General features: G+C 53.2%; 20 protein-coding genes. 2 read left to right on the forward strand and 18 right to left on the reverse strand.

The features are described 5' to 3' along the window. Position 1: 1 nt before the first annotated feature. On the forward strand, positions 2 to 1,327 hold the full coding sequence (locus tag OH144_RS13105) for an MgtC/SapB family protein (RefSeq protein WP_266202698.1): 1,326 nt from the start codon (positions 2 to 4) through the stop codon (positions 1,325 to 1,327). A 295-nt stretch (positions 1,328 to 1,622) separates the two neighbouring features. Next, positions 1,623 to 2,921: a sugar MFS transporter gene (locus tag OH144_RS13110; RefSeq protein WP_266202699.1), complete on the forward strand. Its 1,299-nt coding sequence runs from the start codon at positions 1,623 to 1,625 to the stop codon at positions 2,919 to 2,921. Between the two features lie 698 nt (positions 2,922 to 3,619). On the opposite strand, the gene OH144_RS13115 is transcribed toward OH144_RS13110, so the two are convergent. The 18 genes from OH144_RS13115 to OH144_RS13200 form a co-directional block, all read right to left on the reverse strand. Continuing rightward, a complete protein-coding gene (locus OH144_RS13115) occupies positions 3,620 to 4,492 on the reverse strand; it encodes a sugar phosphate isomerase/epimerase family protein (protein ID WP_266202700.1) in 873 nt (290 codons plus the stop codon). A gap of 63 nt (positions 4,493 to 4,555) precedes the next feature. Beyond that, positions 4,556 to 5,455, reverse strand: a complete 900-nt coding sequence (locus tag OH144_RS13120) for a hydroxypyruvate isomerase family protein (protein ID WP_266202701.1) — start codon at positions 5,453 to 5,455, stop codon at positions 4,556 to 4,558. Between the two features lie 15 nt (positions 5,456 to 5,470). Beyond that, positions 5,471 to 6,754, reverse strand: coding sequence for a nucleoside permease (locus OH144_RS13125; RefSeq protein WP_266202702.1), 1,284 nt, complete (start codon positions 6,752 to 6,754; stop codon positions 5,471 to 5,473). 34 nt (positions 6,755 to 6,788) lie between these two features. Further along, on the reverse strand, positions 6,789 to 7,538 hold the full coding sequence (locus OH144_RS13130) for a 3-keto-disaccharide hydrolase (protein WP_266202703.1): 750 nt from the start codon (positions 7,536 to 7,538) through the stop codon (positions 6,789 to 6,791). Positions 7,539 to 7,544: 6 nt separating this feature from the next. Then, positions 7,545 to 8,054, reverse strand: coding sequence for a c-type cytochrome (locus tag OH144_RS13135; RefSeq protein WP_266202704.1), 510 nt, complete (start codon positions 8,052 to 8,054; stop codon positions 7,545 to 7,547). Positions 8,055 to 8,087: 33 nt separating this feature from the next. Further along, positions 8,088 to 9,143 carry a sugar phosphate isomerase/epimerase family protein gene (locus OH144_RS13140; RefSeq protein ID WP_266202705.1) on the reverse strand — a complete coding sequence of 352 codons (1,056 nt, stop codon included), beginning with the start codon at positions 9,141 to 9,143 and terminating at the stop codon, positions 8,088 to 8,090. 72 nt (positions 9,144 to 9,215) lie between these two features. Then, a complete protein-coding gene (locus tag OH144_RS13145) occupies positions 9,216 to 10,379 on the reverse strand; it encodes a Gfo/Idh/MocA family protein (protein ID WP_266202706.1) in 1,164 nt (387 codons plus the stop codon). 228 nt (positions 10,380 to 10,607) lie between these two features. Further along, positions 10,608 to 11,171, reverse strand: a complete 564-nt coding sequence (locus tag OH144_RS13150) for a gluconate 2-dehydrogenase subunit 3 family protein (RefSeq protein WP_266202707.1) — start codon at positions 11,169 to 11,171, stop codon at positions 10,608 to 10,610. A 52-nt stretch (positions 11,172 to 11,223) separates the two neighbouring features. After that, on the reverse strand, positions 11,224 to 12,690 hold the full coding sequence (locus OH144_RS13155) for a Gfo/Idh/MocA family protein (RefSeq protein ID WP_266202708.1): 1,467 nt from the start codon (positions 12,688 to 12,690) through the stop codon (positions 11,224 to 11,226). Between the two features lie 121 nt (positions 12,691 to 12,811). After that, the gene (locus tag OH144_RS13160; RefSeq protein WP_266202709.1) at positions 12,812 to 14,491 is read right to left on the reverse strand and encodes a GMC oxidoreductase; all 1,680 of its coding nucleotides are present in this window, start codon (positions 14,489 to 14,491) and stop codon (positions 12,812 to 12,814) included. Positions 14,492 to 14,936: 445 nt separating this feature from the next. Next, positions 14,937 to 16,202, reverse strand: a complete 1,266-nt coding sequence (locus OH144_RS13165; RefSeq protein ID WP_266202710.1) for a Gfo/Idh/MocA family protein — start codon at positions 16,200 to 16,202, stop codon at positions 14,937 to 14,939. A gap of 526 nt (positions 16,203 to 16,728) precedes the next feature. Further along, positions 16,729 to 17,544: an endonuclease/exonuclease/phosphatase family protein gene (locus OH144_RS13170; protein ID WP_266202711.1), complete on the reverse strand. Its 816-nt coding sequence runs from the start codon at positions 17,542 to 17,544 to the stop codon at positions 16,729 to 16,731. 136 nt (positions 17,545 to 17,680) lie between these two features. Next, positions 17,681 to 18,565, reverse strand: a complete 885-nt coding sequence (locus OH144_RS13175) for an ROK family protein (RefSeq protein WP_266202712.1) — start codon at positions 18,563 to 18,565, stop codon at positions 17,681 to 17,683. A gap of 184 nt (positions 18,566 to 18,749) precedes the next feature. Next, positions 18,750 to 19,709 carry an ROK family protein gene (locus tag OH144_RS13180; RefSeq protein ID WP_266202713.1) on the reverse strand — a complete coding sequence of 320 codons (960 nt, stop codon included), beginning with the start codon at positions 19,707 to 19,709 and terminating at the stop codon, positions 18,750 to 18,752. Between the two features lie 703 nt (positions 19,710 to 20,412). Beyond that, entirely contained in the window at positions 20,413 to 21,255 is an 843-nt protein-coding gene (locus tag OH144_RS13185; RefSeq protein WP_266202714.1) for an endonuclease/exonuclease/phosphatase family protein, read from the reverse strand. A gap of 13 nt (positions 21,256 to 21,268) precedes the next feature. Next, entirely contained in the window at positions 21,269 to 21,433 is a 165-nt protein-coding gene (locus OH144_RS13190; protein ID WP_266202715.1) for a hypothetical protein, read from the reverse strand. A 22-nt stretch (positions 21,434 to 21,455) separates the two neighbouring features. Beyond that, positions 21,456 to 22,868: an outer membrane protein assembly factor BamB family protein gene (locus OH144_RS13195; protein ID WP_266202716.1), complete on the reverse strand. Its 1,413-nt coding sequence runs from the start codon at positions 22,866 to 22,868 to the stop codon at positions 21,456 to 21,458. Positions 22,869 to 23,223: 355 nt separating this feature from the next. Beyond that, entirely contained in the window at positions 23,224 to 24,876 is a 1,653-nt protein-coding gene (locus tag OH144_RS13200) for a RagB/SusD family nutrient uptake outer membrane protein (protein WP_266202717.1), read from the reverse strand. Between the last annotated feature and the right edge of the window lie 8 nt (positions 24,877 to 24,884).

The following is a 24,884-nucleotide window of genomic DNA, read 5'->3' on the forward strand; positions in this document are numbered from 1 at the left end:
CATGGCTATACTTTTATACTTTAAGGCTGTACCTTCCCTCTTCATATCTACCGAGATGGAGCTAGAGATATTCAAGACACTTGCCATATCGCTGGGTCTGGGGCTGCTGGTGGGGCTGCAGCGGCAGCACGATCAGTCGCAGTTGGCCGGCATCCGCACCTTTCCGCTCATCACCCTGTTTGGCACTCTTTCCGGCTTTTTGGCACAGGACTTCGGCGGCTGGGTCATAGCCGCCGGCATTCTGGGCTTGGCCGCCCTTGTGGCCGTTGCCAACATCATGCGCAGCAAAACCCCTGATTTTGACATTGGCCTGACGACAGAAGCGGCCGCCTTGCTCATGTTCGTGGTGGGTGCCTACCTGGTGCTGGGGCAAACGACTGTAGCCGTGGCCGTGGGCGCAACCGTGGCGGTGCTGCTCCACCTCAAGGAAACGCTTCACGGCATCGTCGCCAAGATCGGCCAGAGCGACCTGCGGGCGATCATGCAGTTTGTAGTCATCTCGCTGGTCATACTCCCCGTCCTACCCGACCGCACTTACGGCCCCTACAACGTGCTAAACCCGCACAACATCTGGCTCATGGTGGTGCTTATCGTAGGGCTGGGGCTGCTGGGTTACTTTGCCTACAAGATATTTGGCCAGAAATCGGGCACGGTACTAGGCGGTATCCTGGGAGGGTTGATCTCCAGCACGGCCACCACCGTGAGCTATGCCCGCCGCACCAAGGGCAACGACACCAGCAGCATGCTCGCCGCCCTTGTCATCTTCATTGCCTCGGCCGTTTCCCTCCTCCGCATTATAACCGAGGTGGCCGTCGTGGCTCCCAATACTCTCCCTACCGTTGCTCCTCCCCTTGCGGCTGTTTTCCTGCTGATGCTCGTACTTGGCGTGGTGCTGTACCTGTTCAAGGGCACTGACCACGACACGATGCCGGAGCAGGGAAATCCGGCCCAGCTTAAAACTGCCCTGGCTTTCGGGGCGGTCTATGCCGTGGTGATACTGGCCACGGCCTTTGCCAAAGACCAGCTCGGCAGCGGCGGCCTCTACATTGTGGCTATTATCTCCGGCCTTACCGATGTGGATGCCATTACCCTGTCCACCTCCCGCCTGATGCAGGTTGGCGACCTGAAACCAGCTAACGGGTGGAAACTTATCCTGGTGGCAGCCCTCTCGAACCTGGCTTTTAAGGCCGGACTGGTGGGCGTGCTGGGAAGCCGCGCGGTATTCGGCAAGGTGGCCATGCTGTTCGGGATAGTTTTAGCGGGGGGCTTGCTGGTGCTCTGGCTGTGGCCCCAGAGCTTTCAATTGCCCCTGCCTGAGTTACACTAGCCCGTGTGCCTGGGATTAATTACCTCCAGCAGCCACTTCTTCGCTTCCTGAACAATATTTTTTGCAGGGTTGCGGCAAACTGCGCCTGATTACGCGGGATAGTTTCAGAAATAAAAGTATATTGCTAATCAGAAAGGTTTGAGCGAACGGGTGCAGCAACTTGGTTAACGTATAACTGTACCCTTCCAAACACAGGGTGCTGGGGTATACTTTACCTGCCCTTCCCAAACGATTCAGAACCTTATACACCACGATAAACATTCTAACACCTTAACCAAGCAGAGTAAAAGACACTATGGCAAACACCTCTACCAAATCCCAGCTGCCTACGCCGGAGCTGGGTCAGCAAGGCAGCACCGGCGCCATGATCATCATCGGCGCGCTGTTCTTCATCTTCGGCTTCGTCACCTGGCTCAACTCCCTTTTGATCCCTTACCTGGAGATCGCCTGCGAGCTCACCAAGTTCCAGTCCTTCTTCGTTACCTTCGCCTTCTACATCGCCTACCTGGTGATGACCCCGATCTCGCCACGCGTCCTGAGCATGTTTGGCTTCAAGAACGGCATGTCGGTGGCCCTGGTAGTGATGGCCGTGGGAGCGCTGCTCTTCATTCCGGCCGCCATGACGCGCATTTACCTGCTGTTCCTGATAGGCCTGTTCCTGCTTGGCTGCGGTCTGGCGATTCTGCAAACAGCCTCTAACCCTTACATCACCATCGTTGGCCCTGCTGAGAGCGCTGCCAAGCGTATCAGCATCATGGGTATCTGCAACAAGGTGGCCGGCGCCGTGGCCCCGATCATACTGGGCCTTTTCCTGAGCCTGGAGGGGGCTGATGCGCTACGCGCCGAAGTGGCGGGCATGGAAGCCGGCGCTCGCGCCGCTGCCCTGGACGAGATGGCCCTGGAGGTGATTCCACCTTATATCGGTATCATCATCGTGCTACTGGCCCTGAGCATCTGGATCTACCGCTCTTCCCTGCCTGAGATCGACACAGACGAGGAGGACGAGGCCGTAGCCGCCGCCACAACCGGCAAAAAGAGCGTGTTCGAGTTCCCGCACGTGATGCTGGGTGTGCTAACGCTTTTCCTTTACGTAGGCGTAGAGGTGATGGCCGGCGACTCGATCATCAGCTACGGCGCGGAGCAGGGCATTCCGCTTACCACGGCTAAGTTCTTTACCAGTGGTACGATGGCTGCCATGGTGGTGGGTTACCTGATCGGTATCGTTACCATCCCTAAGTACATTAAGCAGGAAGATGCGCTGAAGTTCTGCGCCATCCTGGGCGTGATCTTCACCATAGGTGCTATCATGACGTCGGGCTACGTATCCGTGGCTTTCATCGCGCTGCTGGGCCTGGCTAACTCCCTGATGTGGCCGGCTATCTGGCCACTGGCGCTGGCAGGCATAGGTCGTTTCACGAAGGCGGCTTCCTCCCTGCTGGTGATGGGTATTGCGGGTGGTGCCATTGTGCCACTAGCCTACGGCGCCCTGGCCGACTCCTGGAACGCGCAGGACGCCTATTGGGTGATGGTGCCTTGCTACCTGTTCATCCTCTTCTATGCCATCAAAGGGCATAAAATCGGCAAAAAGGTATAAGTTACGCCAAACCAGACTTACAGCGCCGCCCGGATTATTCTTTCCAGGCGGCGCTTTTTTTTGCTGTCCGTCATCGTTGCAGGCTTTCGTAAGCGGTCCATATATCATATGGTCTGATAAAGTATAAACATCATCAAAGATGATTTTGACAAGGTTAAGGGTCGGTAAAGAAGCACTGTACCGAGGCCATAAACGAGAAACCCTAAAGGATATAAGTATGGGGCAGTATTAGATTGAAGTATAAAAGGGGTGTCATTCTGGAAGAGACTTGACCAAAATGAGGTTAAGCTTAAGCGGTTTGCCCACAGGATCCTTTCAGGATGACAAAATAAGGTAACCTAATTTAGTCTCTCTACTCAATAAGTGCCCTGAGGAAACAGACAAGCGCCTGAATGAATTGGACAGAGGAACGCTGCAACGTTGCCGCGCTGACTCTGACCAGTGTCTTCACGTGATCAGGTGTTAACTGGAATTTATACTTTATACTTCAGCTATACTTGCCGTACTTATACTTGTAGAGAAGAACAAAGGACTTTAGACAACGAACAAGGGGCAACTTATACTAGTAGCTGTAGAAGAACGCGCTGCATCCGTACTTCAGCTCACTTATACTTATACTTATACTTATACTTATACTTAAAAGCCAGGCCACACACGAAGTATAGCCTGGCTTTTAATTTTTACTGGGAAGTATAAACTTACAGCAGGTTATCCTTCACGTAAGTGTGGCTTTGGGCTATACTCTCAAAAGGATCTTTAGCAAAGTTCTCCTGCTCCACGATGATGTGCTTTAGGCCCGCAGTCTCGGCATTTTCAAAAATCTGCTTGTAGTTGATGGAACCGGAGCCTATCTCGGTATTGAGTTTTGGGTTTGCCTTGTCCATATCCTTCACGTGCCACAGCTCGAAGCGGCCAGGGTGCTGCTTGAACAGCGCTACCGGGTCCAGGCCCGCGCGCACAACCCAGTACAGGTCCAGTTCGAATTTTACCAAATCAGGATCCGTCTCGTTCAGCAGGATCTCATAGCCGGTGGTGTCACCAAACTTCTCAAACTCGAAGTCGTGGTTGTGGTAGGCCACCTGCAGACCAGCGGCCTTACATGCTTCCCCAGCCTTAGAAAGCCGCTCCGCTACGCGCTGGTAGTCAGCGGCGCTCTGGCGTAGCTGCTGGCCCAAGTATGGGGCGATGATGTACTTCATGTCCACGGCCTTTGCCGCTTCGATATAGGATTTCAGCTCCTCCTCATTTCCCTCCCCAATGTATGAATCCAGGCCAAAGTGGCCGCTCGGGGCGGTCAGGTTATGCTGCTTGAGCAGCTCGGAAAACTCTTTTGGCTGCATCCCGAAAAAGCCGCGCTCCTTAGAGTAACCGAAGGTCTCTACCTCCCTGTACCCAGCCTGGGCCACCTTCCCGATCACGCCCTTGGCATCTTTTGGCAACTCCTCACGCAGCGTGTACAGCTGTATGCCGATATTTTTAGTGTCTGCCTTGGCCACCATGCAGCTCGGCGCAATGAGTATACCTGCTGTCAGCAAACCTGCCTGCTGCAGAAAACTTCGTCTTGTTGTCATGTATAATTTTCTCGTTAGGAGTTGATCTTTCAGTAAGGTGAAATTTATACTTTTTACTGCAGCTTATACATCGCAGATCTCAATAGACTGCCGGAGCGAGGCAAGTTTATCGTTCCGCTTGGGCACAAACTCCTGCGCCACATAGCCCTTGAAGCCCGTCTCCACAATGGCCTTCATGATGGCCGGATAGTAGAGCTCCTGCGTCTCGTCTATCTCGTTGCGGCCCGGCACGCCGGCCGTGTGGTAATGGGCGATGTAGGGGTGATTGTTGCGGATGGTGCGGATCACGTCGCCCTCGTCTATCTGCATGTGGTAGATGTCGTAGAGCAGCTTAAAGTTTTCGGAGCCGAGCCTTTTGACCAGTTCCACGCCCCAGGCCGTCTTGTCCGCCTGGTAATCCTTGTGGTCTACCTTGCTGTTGAGCAGCTCCATCACCAGGGTAACGTTGTGCTTCTCGGCCAGCGGCAGCAGCTGCTTCAAGCCTTCCACGCAGTTGTTCCAGCCTTCTTCATCGGTTTTGCCCCGGCGGTTGCCGCTAAAGCAGATCAGGTTTTTATACCCTGCCTTCGCCACCCTCGGGATCATCTCCGAATAGCTCTTGATCAGTTTCGCGTGGAACTGCTTGTCGTTAAAGCCGTCCACCAGGTTAATCTCGGCGCCATTGCACATCGAGGACTCCAGGCCATACTTCTGCAGCATAGGCCAATCTTCCGGGCCTACCAGGTCAATGCCTTTAATGCCCATCGCCTTGGCCTCTTTGCAAAGCTCCTCCACCGAAAGGTGGCCGAAACACCAGCGGCTGACGGCGTGATTAATGTTTCCTTTCAATTTATTCGTGGTTTCAGCGGCCTTCTGCTCTTGCGCGCAAGCGGTAAGTGCGGGCAAAACGCTGGCCGCGGTGATGGTGGCTGTCCCAGCCATGATTTTTTTAATAGAGCTTCTGCGGCTCGTATTTTGTGACATGTCGTTAAGGGTGTTTTATGGTAAGCTTGTCAGTTCCTGTCTTTCAGTTTCGGTACCGTAAGGCTTGGTGGTTGTGTTGGCAGGCTCTTTGTCATCGCGGAAGAAGACAATGAACAGCAGGGCTACCACGGCGGCAATGCCAGCCGGCACCAGCCACACGCTCTGCCAGAAGTTCTCCACGTCTGCCGCCCGGTAGTACTCGCTGATAAAGCCGGCCACCCAGAAACCGATCAGCATGCCCACGCCATAGGTGGCCAGCGTCACCAGCCCCTGGGCCGAGCTTTTATACTTCTCCCCTGCCCTGGCATCGGTATAGATCTGGCCGGACACAAAGAAGAAGTCGTAGCAGATACCATGCAGGGCGATGCCCAGGATCAGCATGAAGGAAAGCTCCCCGGCGTTGCCGTAGGCAAACAGCACATAACGCAGCGCCCAGGCGGCCATACCTACCAGTATGGTTTTCTTAAAGCCAAACCTGGAGAAGAAAACCGGCAGCAGCAGCAGGAACAGCACCTCCGAGATCTGCCCGATCGTCATCTTACCCGTCGGGTTCTCCAGCCCAATATCGGTCAGGAAGGGGTTGGCGTTCTGGTAGTAGAAGGCCAGCGGGATACAGATAAGGATGGAGGCGATGAAAAAGATAAGGAAGTTCCTGTTCTGCAACAGTTTGATGGCGTCCAGCCCCAGGATCTCGGAGATGGAGCTGCTCTTCTCCTGGCTCTTCACCGGCGGCGTTTTCGGGAGCATGAAGCTGTACACGCCCAGTATAAGGGAGGCGATGCCGGCCATCATGAACGTATTTCTCAGCAGCCCCTCGCCAATTCCTGCGGCCGAGTCCCAGTGGAAGATGTAGCTGATCGAAAGGCCTGCCGCGATCCAGCCGATGGTGCCCCACACGCGGATCACGGAGAATTCTTTTTCCGGGTTCTGCATCTGCCTGAACGAAACGGAGTTCACCAGGGCCAGCGTAGGCATATAGGCAATCATATAAGCCAGCACGTAAGGATAGAAATCCCCCACGTTGTCAGCGCTGTACATCTGGTACATGAGGAAGGCCCCTATCAGGTGTAGCACCCCTAGAATCCGCTCGGCGTTGAAATACTTGTCTGCAATAAGCCCTATAATAAAGGGGGCAATGATGGCTCCGAAGGACTGGGTGGAGAACACACTAGCGGTTTCGAGTTCTGTCGCCTTCAGGTTGTTGCCCAGGAAGGTGCCTAGTGTTACAAACCATGCGCCCCAGATAAAGAACTCCAGGAACATCATGAAAGATAGTTTAAAGCGGGTCAGCGAATTCATGGTTGCTGCGGTTTAAGGGTGAGGTTGGGTGAGGCTATAACTCTTTGATGCGGATGTTGCGGTACCACACATTATCGCCGTGGTCCTGGAGGGCAATTTTGCCGGACTTGAACGTGCCCCAGTTAGGCATGTCGGCGAACTTGCTCTTGGCTACCATCTGGCGCCAGTTGTCATCCCACAGGGTGGTCTCCAGCACTTTCTCGCCGTTCTGGAAGAACTGTAGCTGGCCATTGTCGCTGATGATCTCCACCTGGTTCCACTCACCTGCCGGCTTTACGGTCTCCGGGCTGCTGGCGATCAAATCGTAGAGGTCGCCGGCGCGGTGCGTCTTAATTTTGGCATCGGGATGGCCGTTATTGTCGAGCACCTGCATTTCCAGGCCGGTGTTCCAGGTATACTTGTACTTGGCGGTGTCCTCGTTCACGTAGAAGATAATGCCGCTGTTGCCGTTCTCGGCTACTTTCCACTCCAGTTGCAGGTGGAAGTTATCATATTCTTTCTCTGTTACAATGTCTCCGCCGTCGTTTGTCTGCCAGTCCTTCTTGTTGGAGGCGTCCAGGTGCAGCGCACCATCATCAATAACCCAGGCCTTGCCCACGGCGTCTTTGCCATAGGTGTGCCAACCCTTGGTGGTCTTGCCGTCAAAAAGCGAGGTCCACTCTCCTTCGGTGTCAGCTGCGGTTGTTGGGGTTTGCTCGTTCTCGGCCATGGTGGTTTCCTGTTCGGTAGACTGGCAGCCCAGCAGCGTCAGCATCGCAAGGGCTGCAATATAGTTCTTCAGCATGTGTGGTTATTTTTTAAGCGATAAGATGTAGCGTGCCATTTCCTGGGCGTCGGCCTTCGAAATGTTCGGGTGCGGCGTCATCGGCACCTGCCCCCATACCCCGGCGCCTCCCTCAATGATCTTACCGGCCAGGTAGTCCACGTTCTTGTCATTGAATTCGTACTTGTCGGCCACCTCTACATAAGCCGGCCCCACGAGCTTCTTCTCTTCCTGGTGGCAGGCGAGGCAGTCGGAGCCAGCAATCAGCTTGGCGCCCTTTTCGAAGTTACCTGCCACGGCAGCCCCCTCCCCGCCCCCGGCACTGCGGTCGATGCCGATGTTCATGCGGTTGGTGTCTACTTCTGACTGCTTGGCCGAAGCGCTTACGGCTGCCCCCGCTGCAGAGTCCATCTCACCACCAGCGTCGTAACTGGTGGTACTGCCGCCCTCTTCTGTCGCATTGGAGTTATTGGAGTCGCCGCAGGCGAAGGCAAAGGCCAGGCAGCCAATGCCAAGTATAAGCAGGTTCTTTTTCATCGTCTGGAAATATAGTTTAGTGTGTGGTCTGTATTAGGATAAGCCGAGTATAGTTTTGTTCATGCTCTGGTCTACGCCGGAGGCGGCAAAATCATCAAAGGCCCGCTCGGTTACCCGGATGATGTGGTCCTGGATGAAAGGGGCTCCCTCCCGGGCTCCGTCTTCGGGGTGCTTCAGGGCACACTCCCACTCCAGCACGGCCCAACCCTTGTAATCGTACTGCGTGAGCCGGCTGAACACGCCGTTGAAGTCCACCTGCCCGTCGCCCAGGGAGCGGAAACGGCCGGCGCGCTCTACCCAGTTCTGGTAGCCGCCGTACACGCCCTGCCTTCCCGAAGGGTTGAACTCGGCGTCTTTCACATGGAACATCCGGATGCGCTCGTGGTAGATATCGATGAACTCGAGGTAGTCGAGCGCCTGCAGTATAAAGTGCGATGGGTCGTAGAGCAGGCAGGCGCTTTGGTGGTTGTTCACCGCCCCCAGGAACATCTCGTAGGTGATGCCGTCGTGGATGTCCTCGCCGGCGTGGGTCTCGTAGCACAGGTCCACCCCGCACTCCTGGTACACATCTAGAATTGGTGTCCAGCGCTTGCCCAGTTCCTCGAAACCTGTCTCCACCAGGCCGGCGGCACGTTGCGGCCACGGGTACACGTACGGCCACAGGAGGGCACCGCTAAAGGTGGCGCAAGCATTGAGGCCCAGGTTCTGGGAGGCTTTGGCCGCATGCTTGAGCTGTTGCACGGCCCACTCCTGCCTCGCCTTCGGATTGTTGCGGTACGCCTCCGGCGCAAAGCCGTCGAAGAGGGTGTCATAGGCCGGGTGCACCGCCACCAGCTGCCCCTGCAGGTGCGTGGACAACTCTGTGATCTGGATGCCCGCCTCCGCTACAATGCCATTTACTTCATCGGCGTAGGTCTTGCTCTCGGCGGCTTTTTGCAGGTCTATAAAGCGCGGGTCGTGCGTGGGGATCTGGATGCCCTTGTACCCCAGGCTGGCTGCCCATTGGGCGATGTCCTTCAGGTTGTTGAACGGCGCCGTGTCCTGCACGAACTGGGCAATAAATACTGCCGGTCCTTTGATTGTATTCATAGTTTATACTCTCGTTTTAGGTGTGGGAATGAGCTCGGCATACAGTGTCAAGGTATACGTTGCATCGCCCCCTTATACTTCTGTACTAAAGTCCATCCATTTCTGGTCTGATTTGCCGGAGGCGATCACGCCCTCGATAAAGGCCATGCCGCGCACCCCTTCCTCTATGCCCGGGTAATCGAGCCACTCGGCCTTCGGCTGCTCGCCGGCCATGTCGGCCTTGATGCATAGGGCAAAGTTGCGGTACAGGTTGGCAAAGGCCTCCAGGTACCCCTCGGGGTGACCGGCTGGCGTGCGGGTGTTGTGCTGGGCGAAGGAACTTACGTAACCGCCGCCGGTGCGCCATACTTCGGCTGGCTTGTCCAGCCACTTCAGCAGCATGGTGTTCTCGTCGCTTTGCTGCCACTCCACACCGCCGTGCTCGCCGTACACGCGCACTTTAACGTTGTTCTCCTCGCCGGCTGCCACCTGCGAGGCAATGAGCACGCCGCTGGCGCCGTTGTCGAACTTCAAGAGCACGGCCCCGTCGTCGTCCAGTTGGCGACCTTCCACCACGGTATTGATGTCGGCACATATCTTAGTCACCGAAAGGCCGCTCACGTACTCGGCCAGGTTAAAGGCGTGGGTGCCGATATCGCCCATGGCACCGGCCACGCCGCTCTGGCTAGGGTCGGTGCGCCAGGAGGCCTGCTTGTTTCCGCCGCCTTCCTCAAAGCGGCTCAGCCAGCCCTGCGGGTACTCTATGTATACTTTGCGGATCTTGCCTAGCCGGCCCGAGGCCACCACCTGGCGCGCCTCCTTTACCATGGGGTAACCGGTGTAGGTATGGGTAAGCAGAAAGCGCCTGCCAGCGGCCTTGGCCACCTTTTGCAGTTCCAATGCCTCCTGCAGGCTAAAGGTCATGGGCTTGTCGAGCACCACATGGAAACCATTCTCCAGCGCCAGTTTGGCCGGCTCAAAGTGCACGTGGTTCGGCGTAACGATGCTGATCACCTGCACGCGTTGCTCCTCGGGCAGCTGCTTCTCCTTCTCAAAAAGCTCCTGAAAGGAAGTATACGCCCGCTCCGGCTGCAGGCCCAGCAACTCGCCGCTGGCCTTTGACTTTTCGGGGTTGCTGCTGACGGCGCCGCAGACAAGCTCGTACTCTCCGTCCATTCGCAGCGCAATCCGGTGCACAGCCCCGATAAAGGCGCCCTGCCCGCCGCCTATCATCCCTAAGCGTAGTTTCTTCGACATAGTTTTATACTAGATTCGACTCCTGTTATGGAGCAGATTAAACACATAAACAAAGTATAAATACAAGCTTGTACGGCTGCATTTATACTTTGTCATACTTGGTTGCTGCCTTTTTGCTCCTACTTTGTGGTAATTGCTTAGGTGCAGCGCGTTATACTTTATACTAGGGTGATGCTCATACATATAAACCCACCCCTACCCCTCCGAGGAGGGGATTACTTTACTGGCTTAGGTGGCCCAGGCTCTGTCGCCTTTTTTGTACGGGACGCAACCGTCGTAGCGGCCCGGTGTTTCCACGTAGCGCAGGGCCTGCGTGGCGCCCACCTCCGAGGTGAAGAAGCCGAACAGCGTCAGCTCCCGCATCATGCGGAAGTAGTGGTTCGGGTCCTCCGGCTTCTTCTCGGCCTGGTATTTCTTAGCCTCGGCATCCAGCGCAGTCAGCAGCTCGGTGCGCTGCTGCGGCGTCAGCTCCATAAACTTGTTGCCGAACTTGTCCTCACTGGCCTCGTCAATTTTCTTGATGCCGTCCAGGAACACCTGCTGGTCTTCCTTGGTATAGCAATCCTGTACCATTACGGCCATCAGGCCTCCCACATCAGCGGCCTTGGCGCCGGGGGTGCTGGTCTCAGGGAGGATGGTCTCGCCTACCTCATTCAGGAAAGCTACCTGCTCCTGGTCGAACAGGTCGTTATACTTTACCGGTTTAGCGGTACAGGACACCAACAGGTCGGCGCTTATCAGGGCACCCCCTAGTATCCAGCCAACGGCTCCTAATGCTTCTCTTCTGTTCATTGTGTTGTTGTTACAGCGATATGGTTCTTTTTATACTTTCAGAGCTGCGGGCTTAGACGCTCAGCGTCCACCCCGGGCGGTACTCCCGCTTCACAAATCTGTTTACATCATCAAAATTAGTGACACGCATCTGGTCGTTGTCCCACAGCAGCTTTTTGTCGCGGCCCGGGTAGTTAAAGCCCTTGCCATCTGCTTTCGGCACACGGATATCAATGCCACGGATGGCAAGGTTAGCCATGAGCAGCGCCTCAGTCAGCGGTCCGGCAATCTCGAATGGCGAGCTCACCTCCTTGTTGCCGTAGCCGGCGATACAGGCCTCTACCCACTGGTTGTAGTGGCCGCCAGCGCTACCCGGCACGCGGGTTAGTTTATGCTTGTCCTTTACCTTAAAGCTGGCAGTGCGGCTTGTTGGCAGCAGTTGCGGGTTCTCGCCGTAGCAGCCGGCCACCATCTTGCCTTTGGTGCCGATGAACAGGATACCGTTCTCGCCATCCCCAAATACCTCCTCCGGGCCCAGTTCCTCCGGACGCGCCGGCTGAATGCCGCCGTCCATCCAATAAACGGTCACATCGCCTTTGGTCTTGTCCGATTTAGGAAACGTGAGGGTGACGTGGCTGGAGGGCGGGCAGCTTTCCGGGAAGTAGCCGCGCTTAAACTCATCCACATACACGCTGCCCACGCTGGCCTGCACGTCTTTGGCGTATTTGAGGTCAAGCACCGAGAATGCCGGCTCTACGATATGGCAGCCCATGTCGCCGAGGGCGCCCGTGCCGTACTCCCACCAGCCGCGCCAGTTAAACGGCACCAGCTTCTCGACATAGTCGGTGTAAGGGGCCGTGCCCAGCCACAGGTCCCAGTCCAGCCCTTGCGGCACCTCGGCCCTAGTGGCGGGCCACGGAATGCCCTGCGGCCACACGGGGCGGTTGGTCCAGCAATACACGGTGTGCACGTCGCCGATGGCCTTGGAGTCATACCACTCGCGCAGCTGGCGCACCCCATCTCCGGAGGAGCCCTGGTTGCCCATCTGCGTTACGACCTTGTAGCGCTTGGCAGCATCGGTCAGGACGCGGGCCTCATAAATGTCATGTGTCAGGGGTTTCTGCACATATACGTGCTTGCCCAGCTGCATGGCAGCCATGGTTACCACGGCATGGTTGTGGTCGGGGGTGGAAACGGTGATGGCATCAAAGTTCTTGGCTTCCTTCTCAAACAGTTCGCGCCAGTCTTTGTAGTACTTGGCTTTAGCGAACTTCTCCCTTGATTTCTGCGCCCGGCGATCATCCACATCACAGAGAAAGCCGATATCGGCCTTGCCGCTGTTGAACACGCCGTTGATATCGTTGCCGCCCATCCCTCCTACGCCTATACCTGCCACTATCAGCCTGTCGCTTGGGGCGATATAGCCCTTGCCCAGCACATGCCGCGGCACTATAAAGAAACCCGCTGCGGCCAAAGCGCCGACTTTCATGAAGTTCCTTCTGGAGTTGTTTGGGGATGGCTTACTCTCTTTCTCGGACATAGTTTTCTAGGGTAAGATTTAAAAAAGAAAAGGATGGCAAAAAGGCTGAAGTACAGGTGGCGCAGCTGTTTGCTCTTGCCGAGGGCACGCTATACTTCAGTCTCCCGCATGCAATGGTTTCTTAGAGGTTCTGGCGCTTCAGCTCGCCCACCGCGTGGTCTACCGCTCTGGCCGTGAGGGCCATGTAGGTGAGCGACGGGTTCTGGCAGCCGCCGGATGTCATGGCCGCACCGTCGGTCACATACACGTTCGGGGCGTCCCATACCTGGTTGTGCGCGTTCAGCACGGAGGTCTTAGGGTCGCGGCCCATACGTGCCGTGCCCATCTCATGGATCCCCTGCCCCATGGCGTAGCCGGCGTCGTAGGAGTTAACGTTCTTCAGGCCCGCCGCTTCCAGCATCTCCTTGGCGTCCTCCATCATGTCCTTGCGCATCTTCATCTCGTTCTCTTTCAGCTCCGAGTCAATGGCGAGCACGGGCAGGCCCCACTTGTCTTTTTTGTTCTTGTCAAGTGTTACCTTGTTCTCGTGGTATGGCAGGATTTCGCCGAAGGCGGTGATGCCCATGGTCCAATTCCCAGGCTCGGTCAGGGCGTCCTTAAAGTCGCCACCGATCGACAGCTCGGCTATCTCGCGCCCCCAGCCCTCACGCCCGGCTCCGCCCTGGTAGCCAAAGCCACGGATGTAGTCGCGCTTCTCGCCGTTGAGGTTGCGGAAGCGCGGGATATAAATACCGTTCGGGCGACGGCCGTATACATACTTGTCCTCGTAGCCTTCGGCCACACCGGAAGCACCAAGGCGGAAGTGGTGGTCCATCAGGTTATGACCCAGCACGCCGCTGCTGCTGCCCAGGCCGCCATCCCACACATCGGTGGCAGAGTTCATCAGCACCCAGGTGGTGTTGAGCGTAGAGGCATTCAGGAAGACCACCTTGGCAAAGTACTCATAGGTCTGATTCGTTTCGGCGTCCAGCACCTCCACCCCTTTGGCCCGCTTGGTGTCTTTGTCGTAGATCACCTTGGTCACAATAGAGAAGGGGCGCAGGGTTAAGTTGCCTGTAGCCATGGCCGCCGGTAGGGTAGCCGACTGCGTGCTGAAGTAGCCGCCGAAGGGGCAGCCCAGCCAGCACTTGTTGCGGTACTGGCAGTTGGTGCGATCGTGGTGCGGCTGGGTGATGTTGGCCACCCTGCCAATGATCATGTGGCGGTTGCCTTTGTAGTGGTCTTTCAGGCGCTGGGCCACGTCTTTCTCCACGCAGTTAAGCTCCATTGGAGGCATAAACTCGCCATCTGGCAGGTGCGGGATGCCATCTCTGGAGCCGCTTATACCTGCAAACTTCTCTACGTAGCTGTACCAGGGCGCCAGGTCTTTGTACCGGATCGGCCAGTCCACGGCAATGCCTTCCTTGGCATTTGCCTCAAAGTCGATGTCTGCTAAACGATAGCTCTGCCGGCCCCACATCAGGGAGCGCCCGCCTACGTGATAGCCACGATACCAGTCAAAGCGCTTCACTTCAGTGTAGGGGCTCTCCTGCTCGTTCACCCAGTAATCCAGGTTGGTTTCATTGAGTGGGTAGTCGCGTCTCAGCACGGGGTAATCCTCGATCATCTGCTGCGTTCTCCGCCCCCGGTGCGGAAAATCCCAAGGATCCTTTGTCGCGTTCTCATAATCCTTCACGTGCTCGATGTTTCGGCCACGCTCCAGCATTATTGTTTTCAATCCTTTTTGCGTAAGCTCCTTGGCCGCCCAGCCACCAGATATTCCTGAGCCTACTACAATTGCGTCATATACATTTTCCGCCATAAGTAAAGAGTGAGGTCTTAAACCCGAGTGTTAAGTTAATGTAAGAATGAGACTAAAACGTATACCAGGCAGCGGGTCACCCTTAAAGCAAAACGGGCACAAGAGAATCCGGCCTAACCGCAGGTATGCATTTTAAGGAATCAATATATTCTAAAGTCTGCAAAAAACCAAGTGAGTAATCAGTATTTGCTAAAAATTCAAAGGCAAACCTTTAGTTTTTAACATGAATTGATGGATAAACATCATCTCAAGTCCTACAAGAGCAAATCACAGCTGTGGAATAGCGCCTACCGCAGGTACTCCGGCAAGCTCCTAAGGTTCATCAGTGGGAACCGGGCGGAAGTGCAAAGAGAAGTGAACGCTCTTTCAGTTTTAGGATCAGAGAAAGAAAAAAGCCTCAAAACAACTAAGTTCCGAGGCTTTCTCTACTCACTATTCACCTAAACTACACATGTTTCATTTGAATAGGCATCACCTTTCCCTTCTTTCTGCTCTTTTCAGCCATAAAGCCCATAATATGGCTCTCAATGGAGTCATCTATGGTAGAAGTGAGCAGGGCTGGATTCTGCTGCGCCACTGCCTGCACAAAATCTTTGACCAGAAACCAGTCGCCGCCTCCGTGACCACTGTTCTTATACCCTTCCACATCCTCTGCCTTAGGCTCGAACGTGGTGGACTTACCTGTCCGGAAATCAGTGATGACAAGTTCCTTCATATCCCCCACCATATCGCCCATGGATCCCATAATACGGGTCCGGCGGCCATGGTAAGAGGTAAATGCCTCCATAGAGAAGCTCGCTGTTACGTTATCCTCGAACATGATGCTGGTAACATAGTGGTCCGGCTGATCATTATCCATGCGGTACACGCAGCGGCCGTAGTTAGTCGTTTTTAGGCGCTCCATAATCACTTCGCTGTGCTTACTCTTATCGCTTGGCAGGTTCAGCACGGAAGTTCTTCTTCGGTTATCATGGTAATGCCGTATAGCAGAATACGGGCACTCGCGCTCCACATTGCAGCCATCCGTACAGCGGGCAGTGCTTCCCTCCGGGGCGTTTTCCTTGCGGAACCACTTCAGATCGCCCATCGCCACTATCTGCTTGCTCTGCTTATTGATGACCCATTTAATGATATCAAGGTCGTGGCAGGACTTGGCAAGTATGATCGGGGTAGTTTCTTTAGAGTTGTGCCAGTTGCCGCGCACATAGGAGTGGGCCATATGCGTATGTTCAATCGGTTCAAAATGCTGCACGCTAATCACCTCGCCAATGGCTCCCTGCCCTATCAACTCCCGCATCTTCACAAAGTAGGGAGCGTAGCGCAATACGTGGCAAACAGCCACAATCCGGCCGGTCTTCTGAGCTAGCGCCAGGATGTCGCGGCATTCCTTCTCGGTTGGTGCGATCGGTTTCTCCAGCAGTATATCATACCCCATTGCCAAGGCCTTCATACATGGCGCATAGTGCATGTAATCGGGAGTGGAGATAATTACTGCATCCGCGAATTTTGGCCGCTCAAAAACCTTCTCCCAGGTATCAAAACGGTTTTCCTCGGGGATGGCGTGCGTGGAAGCATACCTATCGTTCCGAAGTTGGATTGGCTCAGCAACACCCACAATCTTCATCTGCTCCGGGAAGTTGGCAGCGAAGTTCCCGTACACCGTACCACGGTTACCAGCCCCAAGTGTAATCGCAGTTACCGGTTTGGTCATGGGTTTATGCAAAGGGTTGGCTGGTATTCTGTACCCGTATCTGTTTTCCCCAAGCTTAGCGAGTGCATCGGTGCTGATAACTGCCGCACCAATACTCAATCCAAGTGATTTTATTAAGCTCCTACGATTCATGGCAAAAGTTCATTTTCTAAGGTTAATCGATAGTTAGTAGTTTTATTAGTTACAATCCCTTCCTGCTAAGGCTCATGGCGTGCGTTGTAGCTGCTCTTGATGGCTTGGTCCTACTGGTGGTTTATCTCGATAGCAACCGTCACAGCTCCCCTTCTTGGTGCCCCAACATTTGGCTGCGTTGAGCCGTTTGCCTACCATCTACTGTGAAATAGGAGCCAAGCCTCGGAACAACGCACCTGATCAGGCCATCGGCAGGCTGCGTGCTTAGGATTGATGAACCAGTAGTAACAGCAACCCTGGCGCAGATGTGCTACGCATCCATTTTGAGGCACAGGAAGAGACCATCAGCAGCACCAATACCGCTCCTGCAGCTTACATCCATTAGCGGTAAATACTAATAGCTCAGGGTTGCCACCACGGGTAGGTGATCTGACGCGTATCTTTCCGGAATAACCCGCTGCGAGACAACCTTGAAAGGCGACTTTTTTGAGAAAGCGATAAAATCAATAGCTCTCTTGGGGTTGATTACCGGGATAGTCGGCTCGCAGTCAGTAGTGCAGGTGCGGGTAAACGCCTTGTCCAACTCAGCAATAGAATTGCTTTCCGGCATGGCGTTAAAATCACCGGCCACAATAAAGGGTATGGTTTCCTCGGCGGCCATGTAATTTATAGCCCTTACCTGTTGATCCCGGTTTTCAGCGCTCCTCACATCCAGGTGCGTGCTCCCGAAGCGAATGACCAAACCACCGGGCAATTCTACCTTCGCGGTGGCTATTACACGGTCTTCTGCTCCTGGATCGGCATCCTCTGGCAGCGGCGTAACAATAGCCTCCGATAAAGGATACTTCGAAAGTATAGCGACGCCATAGTACCCTCCGTCGTAGTCGATTGCCTTTCCGAAGAAGGCCTCCATACCGAGTTTGGCTGCAATCGCCTCTGCCTGGTTCACATTTCCAGAGCGCCCCGTGTTAACATCCACTTCCTGCAGCGCCACCAGGTCAGGGTTTTCCCTCTTTATGGCGGCCACAATGGCGTCAATGTCTATCTCCCCTGTCTCCTCTTTGCTTGGCGGGTTGGCATGGTGGATGTTATAAGACATGACCGTTACCTGCCTGTTACCGTTGGCAGATAAGGAGAGCCTCTCAGAGCAGGACAAGAGAAAAGCTGCAGCAATAAGCAGGAAAGAAACAAATGGTATAAGTCTTTTCATTAAATGTATCGTTTGTTAGTTCATACTTTTGTCCTGCTTTTAGCAATCGCCTCCACCTCCCGATCTTTTACAAAAAGACCGGGGCCACGCTATGCTTAGCTTAAATTGTCTGGTATCGAAATCTCAGGGCTTCGTCTTATACTAAAGCTGTATGGCCCTTAAGGCTATCAGTGTGTCTCATCTTGAAAAGAGCTGCAGCCCCCAGTATAGCGGAATTACTCATCGAGGAGCACTCCACAACAAGCTGATCTGTCACAAGCTTAAAGGGGAAAGCCTCTATACTTTCCAGCATGGCATCCTTAAAGAAGGGGAAGCACCTGCAGACAGAACCGCCCAGGATAACAGCCTCCGGCGAAATGGCATAGAGAATCACCTTAATACCATTACCCAGGTGATGGCCATACTCCTTTAAGATGCTCAGCGCTGCTTCGTCACCCTCCTGAGCAAGTTTTTGCACCCTTGCACCAGGCATGCCATACTTGTTCAGGAAGAATTTCCCGCTGCAGTAGTCCTCCAATGTCTTATCAAGGTAGGGTACTCCTCCAAATTCGCCTGCGCTTGAGAACTTACCGGAATAGAGGTTGCTGCCAATAATAATGCCGGTACCAAAGCCGGTTCCCAGCGTCACGCCGACGAAATTTTCATAGGGCTTGCCTTTGCCATACATCTTCTCTCCCGCGGCAAAGGAGTTGGCATCGTTCGTAACAAAAACGGGCTTCTTGAAAAAATCTTCGAGGTGTGTTTTCAGGTGCACCTCCCGCCAGGAGGGAATGTTCAGCACATTGTGCACAATCCCCTGCCCCTCATCCACCAGCCCCGGTACGCCGATCCCAATACCTGCCACGCCAGGCTCTATCACCTGCTCTACTCCATCTATTATCTCCTGTAAAATGCGGGCCTGGGGGGCCTCTGCAGAAGTTGAGAGCCTTATTTCCTTTGTCACTTTACCGTCCTGCACCAACCCGATATGGATTTTAGTGCCCCCGATATCTATGCCTATTACTTTCTGTTCCTCCGCCATGAATTACGTTTGCCTTAAAACTGCTCTTCCATGTTTTTCTGCGGCACTCCGGTAAGGCTACAGCAGAAAAATCATTCATTTATACTTCCTTACCCACCCGAGTTTAGCTATGGCAGCAAGGTTATTTTACATTACTACTCCGACGGACAGGTGCCTCTGAAGCCCCAGTAGTCGACTGGCTGGGTCAGCCCTCTGACGCTAACTGATCCTGAAAAATATTCTCCATCACCACTGCCACAGAGCCCAAAATTCCGGCATCCTTGCCCAAGTTTGTTATCGCAACCTCCGTCTTCTCCCTCAGCTGCGCCATACTATAAGTATAAATGGCCTGCTGAATGGGAGTGGTTATATACTGTTTCGCCTCAGCCATTCTGCCTCCCAGGATGATCAACTCCGGGTTAAATAACTGTATAAGCGTGGCAATACCCTTGCCCAGGTTCATTCCAACTTTTGCCAGGATATTGATGGCATATTGATCGCCTCTTTTGGCTGCGTCTACGACCAACTGTGGCTCTATGCTATCTATCTCATAGTCAGACAACTCATTCAACAAGGAGTGCTGGCCTGACTTTATACCTTCCTTGGCCATATTGGCAAGCGCAATACCCGATGCCACGGTTTCCAGGCACCCCCGCTTGCCACAATAACACAGGACGCCATCATTTTCAAACGGAATGTGACCGATCTCACCGGCAAAACCCGTGGTACCGGTACATAGCTTCCCATTCATGATAATGGCCATGCCTACACCCCAGTCTAAAGAGAGCACCAACACATCCTTCTTGCCTTGGGCAATACCAAATCGGTGTTCGGCAAGGGCAATGCTTTTCACGTCGTTCTGGATAAACACCGGCTTGCCGAGTTTGCGCGTCAGTATTTCCTGCAGCGACTCGGATTTCAAGTTCGTGCGCATGTAGGTAAAGTTGTTGCCTTCGATAGAATCGACCAGCCCTGGCATGCTTATCCCGATACCCATTAATTTTTCCGGGTCGATCCCTGCCCCGGCAACCAAGGCTGCCACATGCTCCTGCAACTGGTCTACTGCCGCCAAGTCCTCCGAAATACGAATTGGGAAGCTCTGCACCCCGGTTATGTCATTATTGTTATTATCAAAGATAGCCATCTTGGTTCTGAACTGCCCCATAGCTATACTTAGTATAAACAGTGAGTTATCTCGAAGCCCGTAAAGATCAGGCTTCCTTCCCCCCTCAGACTTGCCTCTTCCCTGCTTTTCAACCAGACCTTCAGCCATAAGCTCGTTTAGAAATCCCACTGAGGTGGGAGAACTTATATGAAAATCATTACATAGTTCTGCGTTGGATTTCGGACCGCTTACATATAAATGCTTTACGATCCTGATTTTTTGGGTATGCTTCTTCCTTTCAATATTATTGAGCGTATCCAAGTATGAATTCTCAAGAATTAAAGTACTCATTTCATAGCTGCTATAAACTACTTAAAGAATGGTATTTATTTAGCTAAAAGCAAATACTTTTTAAAAAAATTTAACTAAGTATAAATGTTTACTTAATATATTTTAGTAAAGCTCCTGTTTTTCGAAGCCAATAATGCTTTTACTTCCTAAAAATACCCGCCATATCCCAAATCGCCTAAGTCACCTGCATGTAAGTCAAAGTCAGCGACAGGGCTAAGGCCGATATCCTCCATGATGGATTTAACCCTCTTGCCGTCGCCAGATCAACTGTTCAGTGTATCCGTAATGGTAGCAGCTCTTAGCGTTTCTATTAGCTGCGCATTTGCTGGCTCAACAAGTGCCAGTATCACCAGTGATAAGTGCAGTGCTTTTGGTACAGAAACCATCAAACTCCTTTTTATTTTTATTACTGCTAGTTAATACCGATGACAGCCACCACAGGCCTGTGGTCTGAGGCATACTGCTCATTCACAACTTTATGTGAAAGTGTGCTGAACTTGTCGGCGGGGTGCTTATAGGCGATAAAGTCTATGGCTTTGGTTGGGCTGGTGGCCGGAATGGTCGGAGCACAGGCCTGGCAAGTCCTTTTAAAGCGCTCGTCAAGCGTATTGATCTCCTTAGATCCGGGCGTAGCATTAAAATCGCCGGCAATGATAAGCGGCAGGGCCTCTGCAGCCGCAATTTCATTAATCTTCTCTACCTGCAGCAGTCTGTTAGCAGGGTCAGACTGGGCATCCAGGTGGGTGCTACCAAACCGTATAAAGGTGCCGTCAGGCAGGGTAACTTTTGCTGTAGCCAACACACGGGCCTCTCCCCCGCTCCCTGCCTTTGTCGGAAGCCGGTGCACCACCGTTTCTGAGATGGGGTATTTGGAGAGAATCGCCACCCCATACTCTCCACCCTTGTAGTCTATTGCCTTGGCAAAAAAGTAGCTCATCTGCAGTTTGCTGGCAATTGCCTGGGCCTGGTTAACAGTACCTGACCGCTCTGTATAAGCATCCACCTCCTGCAAGGCCAGCAAATCCGGCTTTTCGGTACGGATGGCAGTTACGATAGCTTCCAGGTCAATCAGGTTTGGTTTTGACGGGGGGTTGCAGTGATGAATGTTATAGGCCATCACCTTCACAGATTCTACTTTTTCTGTTCCATCAACCGGCTTATCTACTGGAGCAGGGTCTGTTGTGTCGGAGGATTTGCCGCAGGAGACTATTAGGAATGCAGCGCCTGCAATCAATCCCAGAATTGATCTTTTCATATTGGTATGCTTATTAGAAAGCTGGAAGTATGAAGCTTATACTTTGGGTGCTATACTTAAAAGATGCGCCACCAGCATGTAGGCGCCTTAAAAGTATAAACCATTCAGATCCATCACCATCTGGCAGGTAACGCAGGAGCAACAAGACGAATGGTTTATACTTTTTCAGGGAAGTCATCTCTATAGATTGCTGTTCGTATTTATCGTCCGCGTCCTGTACTTTTCACATCCTGGCCTTTCATTGGCCATGGGGAGTCGGCAGGACCGCTTTCGTTTACCGCTATCTTGAACAGTTTGATGTTGGCACCACTTGTCGCTTCTATAAAGACTGTTCCGTCTTCGGTTATCGTTGGGGAGTTTACCACACCATCGCCCAACTCTATTTCCTTAAGCAGCTGCCCCAAGGCATTCACCACCACCAGTTTTCCATCTGAAGAGCCAATGTAAACTCGGCCCTCAACATCTACTGCTGGCACACTTTCATTGGTGCTCATAGGGTAAGTCCAGTTCACTGCACCGTTCTGCGGGTTAAGGGATACCAGTCCTGCTCCGGCACCAGTGTAAAGTTCACCGGTCGGGCCGATCACCACACCAGACTGGGCAGCGCCTTTAACATCGGCAGACCATTTTACAGCGCCGGTCTCACCGTTGTCTGCGATGGCTACCACATGCGCATTCGTGGTATAGTAAATCGTGCCGTCGGAATCCATCGACAGCGAACTGCCGTGCGTGCCACTGCCCATACCAACAGACTCCGTCCATTTACTGGTACCGTCTGCTGTATTAATGGCCCATACTTTACCCTCGCTCGTATTCAAGAAGTAAACAGTGTTGCCATCCTTACTGAGAACAGGAGCAGAATAGAAAGAACCCACGCCTATAATTTCCCAGCGCTTCTCGCCCGATGGGCTCCAGGAGTAAGCACCGCCATCGCCAGTTGTGAACCTCGAGCCATGATAAATGTTGCCCTCGGCATCTACGGCAGGCGTTGTATTGGAAGCCCCTCTGCCGGCGCCGCTCCACATAATAGCCCCATCTGCACCGTTCAACTTGTATACCATGTTGTCATTTGCCCAAGTATTCACATATATGCTGCCATCAGTACCAATAGAAGGTGCATTGGCAATATAGCCGGCTAATTCTGTGGCCCATCTTAACTGTGCATTCTCTCCCTGGTCTGTTACGGCTACCACATTACCCACGGAGCCAAACCTGGATTCCAGATAATATATGGTGCCGTCATCGCCAATAACCGGGGCGCTAGAGCCTTCATTGATATGTGTTACGGCCGCATTGTTTGTGAACTCCCAAACGATATTGGCGAGAAACTCTTTCGGCGGCGGCGCTACCTCAACAGTTTTAGTCACCTCATGCTGGGCGCCGTCTGCATTCCGCACCACAAGCGTCACCTGGTAGGTGCCTGCACTGGCAAACGTAAAGTAGGGGTTTCTTTTCTTCGAGGTAGAGCCCTCCGCATCGCCAAAGCTCCAGCTCCACTCAGCTACTTCCCCAGACCCCTCTTTACGGTCGGCATAGAACAGAATCTCCTGCCCTACTATCGGGGCTGCTGGGGTGAAGTTGAAATCAACATCGGGAGGCAAAAGATCTCCCAAGTCATCGTCTTTACATGCGAAAAACGAAAAACTCATCAAAAGACCTAGTAAGAGTATCTTTACATTTTTCATTATAACTATTTTTTCAGTGCTTTTAATCTTTTAACAAAGGCTGGTGATAAGTGGAACTTCTCTCATATGAGGTGCTTACTCGCTAGGCTATTCACCTCCTCAAAAACCTGTACACCCCATGTTAGAGGCAACAATTCCTCCATCTTAACTTTATGGGGCAGGTTGTTCCAGCTAACTCAGCAGCAGCCAAATCGCGCCTGGTAACTGCAGTATTAGAAGTACTGTAGCTGAGATCGTCTATAGCGCATCTCAGACTACAGTACCTTTGAGCAGGCTATATTTTTTACCAGCCAGGGTTTTGCCCTAGGTCAGGGAAACGCTCCAACTGCGATAGCGGAATCGGCCACAAGTAGTTCCTTGACGGATCAAAGCTTCTCCCGGTATAGGCAACGATAAAACCGTTTTCGTCTTTGCGCAGGTTTGCCGCAGAAGCAGGGTTCGAGAGCCAGTTAACATTGGTACCCTTTACGTCCTGAGCGAGTAGTTCCCCCTGCTTCCAGCGCAGGATATCGAAGTAGCGCTGTCCCTCTAGAGCAAGCTCTATGCGGCGCTCACGGCGAATTTCCTCCCGCACATCCAATCCGTTCTCGGCTAGTTCCGCCAGGTTCATGTGCTTCATCCCCACACGGTCGCGCAGCAGGTTGATCGTCATATCGATGTCTTCCTGCGTCAGCTTACCCTGCTCCAGCCTTGCCTCAGCATAAGTGAGTAAAACCTCCGCGTAGCGGAGCAGGTGTATGTCGTTTGCGTCCCGGCCTACTAAACCAACTGTAGATAACTCAGCATACTTTGTAAAATAGTATCCTGTAATGGTCACCGCCCCCCTTCTGTCGGAGCTAAACTTGGGTACCATGAAGATATCCGGATTTTCATTTTCTGCGATCGGTCTGCCGTCATACCGGCCTCCCCACGCTGCACCTGGCTCCAGGATCGTTTGCGTCATGCGAGGGTCACGGTTCTTGAAAACATCTTCATACGTCTGCACGCTGTATAGGGGGGATATCTCGATAGGAAGGCCATCCTCCATCAAATAATCATCTACCAATGACTTCGTCGGGTTCCAGCGCACCACCTGGTCAGGCACCTGAATCTCACGACTTAAGTTGTGCAGAACCAGATCCTCCAAATGTGGCCGGGCAATAATAGTTTCCCGGTTGTTATTCCTAGACAGCTTGCCTTTATAAGTAAATAGGTCGTAGTAGTTTCTGCTCGGGTCCCCGGAAGTAAACAACTGGTAAACACCGAGGTCCATCACCTCCTTAGCAGCCTTTTCTGCCACATCCCAGCGCCCGTTATAGAGGGCAACCCTTGCTTTCAGGGCTAAGGCTGCCCCTTTGCTCATTCTCCCCAAGTTTGCTCCCGTCGGGATCTCTGCAGGTAAGTGCTGAGCAGCTTCCTCCAGGTCCTGAAGTATAAAGTTCACTACTTCTTCCTTCGGGTTTCGTGGCACATACACCTCATCAATGGAGAGGGTATTCTTAACCAAAGGCACATCACCCCAGAAGCTGGTCAGGTAGCTGTACATCAGTGCTCTGATAACACGCACCTCTGCTGCCAGTGCTTCCCTTCTGGCCGGATCAACATCTGCTTTCTGGTAGTTCTCAAGGAAAGCATTTGCCTGGCGCACACCTCTGTATTGAGTGGTCCATTCGGTATTAAGCGTACTTAAGTCATTTCCGAAGTTACCGCTTCCTATGAGCTGATACTGCGTAGAGGAAGGCCATAGGGTGTTATCCCCCATGTTCTCCATGTCTACTGTATTTTTCGCCTTTACATTGGCGTATAGCGCATTTACCGCCAGCACGAGCTGATCCTCATCCTCCCAAAATGTTTCGTTTGAAATTTCATCCAGAGGGGCTCTTTCCAGGAAGTCATCGTCGCAGGAACCTAACAGGAAAGCGCTAAGTACTAAGCTGTATAATATTCTCTTTTTCATGGTACTGC

It is taken from the genome of Pontibacter kalidii (assembly GCF_026278245.1).
Taxonomy (GTDB): Bacteria; Bacteroidota; Bacteroidia; order Cytophagales; family Hymenobacteraceae; genus Pontibacter; species Pontibacter kalidii.